The organism is Actimicrobium sp. GrIS 1.19, from assembly GCF_035984655.1.
Taxonomy (GTDB): Bacteria; Pseudomonadota; Gammaproteobacteria; order Burkholderiales; family Burkholderiaceae_D; genus Actimicrobium.
The window spans coordinates 1-5,640 of sequence record NZ_JAXCHT010000061.1; the positions used below are offsets into that span (position 1 = coordinate 1).

Here is a 5,640-nt window from a genome sequence, read left to right on the forward strand (position 1 = left end):
GTTTGGAGCAATAACTTAGCCTGACGATGACCTACTTTCACACGTGTTGACGCACTATCATCGGCGCAAAGTCGTTTCACGGTCCTGTTCGGGATGGGAAGGGGTGGTACCGACTCGCTATGGTCATCAGGCATAACTTGTAGAATCCGCTGAGCCCACCGTTGGTTTGGTGAGCGCAGAAGACGCAATCTGGAAGAAGTAAAGTATACAACGCACGTCTTGAAATCATCTTCAACGTGCTGTTAGCGGGCGTGATGCACAACAAAGGCATACGCCGAACTCATCGCCTGTAACCGGTCAAGGTTATAGGGACAAGCCTTACGGGCAATTAGTACTGGTTAGCTTAATGCATTACTGCACTTCCACACCCAGCCTATCAACGTCCTGGTCTCGAACGACCCTTCAAAGGAATCAAGTTCCTGGGAAATCTCATCTCAAGGCAAGTTTCCCGCTTAGATGCTTTCAGCGGTTATCTCTTCCGAACTTAGCTACCCGGCAATGCCACTGGCGTGACAACCGGTACACCAGAGGTTCGTCCACTCCGGTCCTCTCGTACTAGGAGCAGCCCCCTTCAAATTTCCAACGCCCACGGCAGATAGGGACCAAACTGTCTCACGACGTTTTAAACCCAGCTCACGTACCACTTTAAATGGCGAACAGCCATACCCTTGGGACCGGCTACAGCCCCAGGATGTGATGAGCCGACATCGAGGTGCCAAACTCCCCCGTCGATATGAACTCTTGGGAGGAATCAGCCTGTTATCCCCAGAGTACCTTTTATCCGTTGAGCGATGGCCCTTCCATACAGAACCACCGGATCACTATGTCCTACTTTCGTACCTGCTCGACTTGTCAGTCTCGCAGTTAAGCACGCTTATGCCATTGCACTATCATCACGATGTCCGACCGTAATTAGCGTACCTTCGAACTCCTCCGTTACACTTTGGGAGGAGACCGCCCCAGTCAAACTGCCTACCATGCACTGTCCCCGATCCGGATAACGGACCAAGGTTAGAACCTCAAACAAACCAGGGTGGTATTTCAAGGTTGGCTCCACGAGAACTAGCGTCCCCGCTTCAAAGCCTCCCACCTATCCTACACAGATTGGTTCAAAGTCCAATGCAAAGCTACAGTAAAGGTTCATGGGGTCTTTCCGTCTAGCCGCGGGTAGATTGCATCATCACAAACATTTCAACTTCGCTGAGTCTCGGGAGGAGACAGTGTGGCCATCGTTACGCCATTCGTGCAGGTCGGAACTTACCCGACAAGGAATTTCGCTACCTTAGGACCGTTATAGTTACGGCCGCCGTTTACTGGGACTTCAATCAAGAGCTTGCACCCCATCATTTAATCTTCCAGCACCGGGCAGGCGTCACACCCTATACGTCCACTTTCGTGTTTGCAGAGTGCTGTGTTTTTATTAAACAGTCGCAGCCACCAGTTTATTGCAACCCTTTCATCCTTCCCCCGCAGGGGGGTCAAACTACCAGGGCGTACCTTATCCCGAAGTTACGGTACCAATTTGCCGAGTTCCTTCTCCCGAGTTCTCTCAAGCGCCTTAGAATACTCATCTCGCCCACCTGTGTCGGTTTGCGGTACGGTCTCGTATGACTGAAGCTTAGAGGCTTTTCTTGGAACCACTTCCGATTGCTTCGCCAATAAATTGGCTGGCCTCAACCCCTTGAATTACGCATCCGGATTTGCCTAGATGCCTTCTACAAGTCAAGGACCGGGACTTCCAACACCCGGACAACCTTCCGTGATCCGTCCCCCCATCGCATCATACGACGGTGCAGGAATATTAACCTGCTTCCCATCAGCTACGCATCTCTGCCTCGCCTTAGGGGCCGACTCACCCTGCTCCGATGAACGTTGAACAGGAAACCTTGGGCTTACGGCGTGGAGGCTTTTCACCCCCATTATCGCTACTCATGTCAGCATTCGCACTTCTGATACCTCCAGCATCCTTTACAAGACACCTTCGCAGGCTTACAGAACGCTCTCCTACCATATGCTTGCGCATATCCGCAGCTTCGGTGACTGGCTTAGCCCCGTTACATCTTCCGCGCAGGACGACTCGATCAGTGAGCTATTACGCTTTCTTTAAATGATGGCTGCTTCTAAGCCAACATCCTGACTGTTTTAGCCTTCCCACTTCGTTTTCCACTTAGCCAATCTTTGGGACCTTAGCTGGCGGTCTGGGTTGTTTCCCTCTTGACGCCGGACGTTAGCACCCGACGTCTGTCTCCCAAGCTCGCACTCACCGGTATTCGGAGTTTGCAATGGGTTGGTAAGTCGCGATGACCCCCTAGCCATAACAGTGCTCTACCCCCGGTGGTGATACTTGAGGCACTACCTAAATAGTTTTCGGAGAGAACCAGCTATCTCCAAGTTTGTTTAGCCTTTCACCCCTACCCACAGCTCATCCCCTAATTTTTCAACATTAGTGGGTTCGGACCTCCAGTGCGTGTTACCGCACCTTCATCCTGGCCATGAGTAGATCACTTGGTTTCGGGTCTACACCCAGCGACTGAACGCCCTATTCGGACTCGATTTCTCTACGGCTTCCCTATGCGGTTAACCTTGCCACTGAATGTAAGTCGCTGACCCATTATACAAAAGGTACGCAGTCACGGAACAAGTCCGCTCCTACTGTTTGTATGCACACGGTTTCAGGATCTATTTCACTCCCCTTCCGGGGTTCTTTTCGCCTTTCCCTCACGGTACTGGTTCACTATCGGTCGATGTCGAGTATTTAGCCTTGGAGGATGGTCCCCCCATATTCAGACAGGATTTCGCGTGTCCCGCCCTACTTGTCGCAAGCTTGGTTCCACACGAGACATTTCGTGTACGGGGCTATCACCCACTATGGCGGCCATTTCCAGGACCTTCCACTATGTCTCATGCTAAATCTTGCAGGCTGTTCCCATTTCGCTCGCCGCTACTTTGGGAATCTCGGTTGATTTCTGTTCCTGCAGCTACTTAGATGTTTCAGTTCGCCGCGTTCGCCTTGCATGCCTATGTATTCAGCATGCAATACCCCTAAGGGTGGGTTTCCCCATTCGGAAATCTGCGGATCAAAGCGTGTTTGCTCGCTCCCCGCAGCTTATCGCAAGCTACTACGTCCTTCATCGCCTGACATCGCCAAGGCATCCACCATGTGCACTTAGTCACTTGTCCCTATAACGTTGACCTCTGACGCACTGCACACCCCCTGAAATTCCAGAGCGTGTCCACTGCGGCAAAGACGGTACAGGGCAAATGAGTCCAGCTTATGCAATCCAGCCTTTGTTACCGCTTGCGCGGCACAGCGAGACTGGATCATGTTGATACATTGTTTGTTGATACAATCACTACCCACCAGCGCTGCCTTATTGCGCCGACACCCTTCACAGGACGACGACGCAACCAGCCAGCGCTGATAAAACTTTACTTCTTCCAAATTGTTAAAGAACGAACAGCCAGTGATTTTTAAAAAATCAAACCTAATGCCTTGTTGCACAACTACCTGCAACGCTGCTTAGGTTTGCTCTCTTGATGTCCCGCAGATAATCTGGTGGAGGTTGACGGGATCGAACCGACGACCCCCTGCTTGCAAAGCAGGTGCTCTCCCAGCTGAGCTAAACCCCCCAGGTATTCCACACGCCAGCAGTACCGGCTCACGCCGACACCACCTTCTTGCCGCCTGAATTTGGTGGGTCTGGTTGGGCTCGAACCAACGACCCCCGCGTTATCAACACGGTGCTCTAACCAACTGAGCTACAGACCCAGTCGGATCAGTACCACCTTCAGCGCGCCGGCGATCACTCGCCAGCACCCAGCTACAACCTAACTGTTCTTTTCTCTCAACAGCCAATAAGTGTGGACACTCAACTTCCCTGCATACTCTAGAAAGGAGGTGATCCAGCCGCACCTTCCGATACGGCTACCTTGTTACGACTTCACCCCAGTCACGAATCCTACCGTGGTAAGCGCCCTCCTTGCGGTTAAGCTACCTACTTCTGGTAAAACCCGCTCCCATGGTGTGACGGGCGGTGTGTACAAGACCCGGGAACGTATTCACCGCGACATGCTGATCCGCGATTACTAGCGATTCCAACTTCATGCAGTCGAGTTGCAGACTACAATCCGGACTACGATACACTTTCTGGGATTAGCTCCCCCTCGCGGGTTGGCGGCCCTCTGTATGTACCATTGTATGACGTGTGAAGCCCTACCCATAAGGGCCATGAGGACTTGACGTCATCCCCACCTTCCTCCGGTTTGTCACCGGCAGTCTCATTAGAGTGCCCTTTCGTAGCAACTAATGACAAGGGTTGCGCTCGTTGCGGGACTTAACCCAACATCTCACGACACGAGCTGACGACAGCCATGCAGCACCTGTGTTACGGCTCTCTTTCGAGCACGCCTCGATCTCTCGTGGCTTCCGTACATGTCAAGGGTAGGTAAGGTTTTTCGCGTTGCATCGAATTAATCCACATCATCCACCGCTTGTGCGGGTCCCCGTCAATTCCTTTGAGTTTTAATCTTGCGACCGTACTCCCCAGGCGGTCTACTTCACGCGTTAGCTGCGTTACCAAGTCAATTAAGACCCGACAACTAGTAGACATCGTTTAGGGCGTGGACTACCAGGGTATCTAATCCTGTTTGCTCCCCACGCTTTCGTGCATGAGCGTCAGTGTTATCCCAGGGGGCTGCCTTCGCCATCGGTATTCCTCCACATCTCTACGCATTTCACTGCTACACGTGGAATTCTACCCCCCTCTGACACACTCTAGCCATGCAGTCACAAATGCAGTTCCCAGGTTAAGCCCGGGCATTTCACATCTGTCTTACATAACCGCCTGCGCACGCTTTACGCCCAGTAATTCCGATTAACGCTTGCACCCTACGTATTACCGCGGCTGCTGGCACGTAGTTAGCCGGTGCTTATTCTTCAGGTACCGTCATTAGTCCCTCGTATTAGGAGAAACCGTTTCTTCCCTGACAAAAGAGCTTTACAACCCGAAGGCCTTCTTCACTCACGCGGCATTGCTGGATCAGGGTTGCCCCCATTGTCCAAAATTCCCCACTGCTGCCTCCCGTAGGAGTCTGGGCCGTGTCTCAGTCCCAGTGTGGCTGGTCGTCCTCTCAGACCAGCTACTGATCGATGCCTTGGTAGGCTTTTACCCTACCAACTAGCTAATCAGATATCGGCCGCTCCACGAGCATGAGGTTCTTGCGAATCCCCCACTTTCATCCGTAGATCGTATGCGGTATTAGCGTAACTTTCGCTACGTTATCCCCCACTCCAGGGCACGTTCCGATATATTACTCACCCGTTCGCCACTCGCCACCAGGGTTGCCCCCGTGCTGCCGTTCGACTTGCATGTGTAAGGCATGCCGCCAGCGTTCAATCTGAGCCAGGATCAAACTCTTCAGTTTAATCTCTGTTTTATGTCATCTCTGACATGGTTCTTGCGAACCGGTCGCTCACTCAAAATACTGACAGGATCATTCTTTCGAACTTTCCTATATTTCTTCGTGAGCACTTGCTATATGTAAAGTGTCTGCAGCAACCGAAGTCACCGCAGTGCATTTCCATCAAGTGCCCACACTTATCGGCTGTTAATTGTTAAAGAACTTCTACCGCACTCCGTA

General features: G+C 52.0%; 2 tRNA genes and 3 rRNA genes. All 5 read right to left on the reverse strand.

The window, feature by feature from the left end:
• Window positions 1–18: 18 nt before the first annotated feature.
• Window positions 19–131, reverse strand: a 5S ribosomal RNA gene (rrf, locus tag RCH09_RS19300).
• Window positions 132–307: 176 nt separating this feature from the next.
• Window positions 308–3,180, reverse strand: a 23S ribosomal RNA gene (locus RCH09_RS19305).
• A gap of 374 nt (window positions 3,181–3,554) precedes the next feature.
• Window positions 3,555–3,630 (reverse strand) — tRNA-Ala (locus RCH09_RS19310).
• A 62-nt stretch (window positions 3,631–3,692) separates the two neighbouring features.
• Window positions 3,693–3,769: transfer RNA gene (locus tag RCH09_RS19315), tRNA-Ile, on the reverse strand.
• Between the two features lie 122 nt (window positions 3,770–3,891).
• Window positions 3,892–5,424, reverse strand: a 16S ribosomal RNA gene (locus RCH09_RS19320).
• Together the 16S, 23S and 5S rRNA genes with 2 tRNA genes alongside form the textbook arrangement of a ribosomal RNA operon.
• Window positions 5,425–5,640 lie beyond the last annotated feature (216 nt).